Origin of the sequence: Pseudomonas sp. LFS044 (genome assembly GCF_047978245.1) — a bacterium.
Taxonomy (GTDB): Bacteria; Pseudomonadota; Gammaproteobacteria; order Pseudomonadales; family Pseudomonadaceae; genus Aquipseudomonas.
The window spans coordinates 1-328 of the sequence record NZ_JBFPFX010000079.1; the positions used below are offsets into that span (position 1 = coordinate 1).

Annotated in this window: 1 protein-coding gene; it reads right to left on the minus strand. The window is 58.2% G+C overall.

Annotated features, from left to right (window positions below; all coding sequences use genetic code 11):
* Positions 1-328, minus strand: a 328-nt coding sequence (locus ACNQPL_RS26695) for a GTP-binding protein (protein ID WP_416468391.1), incomplete at both ends; no start/stop codon positions are given.

Sequence of the window (328 nt, forward strand, 5' to 3'; positions counted from 1 at the left end):
AGTCTCTACCAGCTTCTTGACAGCGGTAGTGCCCATTTCGTTGTCGTCTTTGCCTTCCAGGGCCATACGAGCGGAACCGATGATGATCGGAGTGTCGTCGCCTGGGAAGTCATAGGTGGACAGCAGGTCGCGAACTTCCATCTCGACCAGTTCCAGCAGCTCAGCGTCGTCTACCAGGTCAGCCTTGTTCAGGAAGACCACGATGTACGGAACGCCAACCTGACGGGACAGCAGGATGTGCTCACGGGTTTGTGGCATCGGACCATCGGCGGCCGAGCAAACCAGGATCGCGCCGTCCATCTGGGCAGCACCGGTGATCATGTTCTTC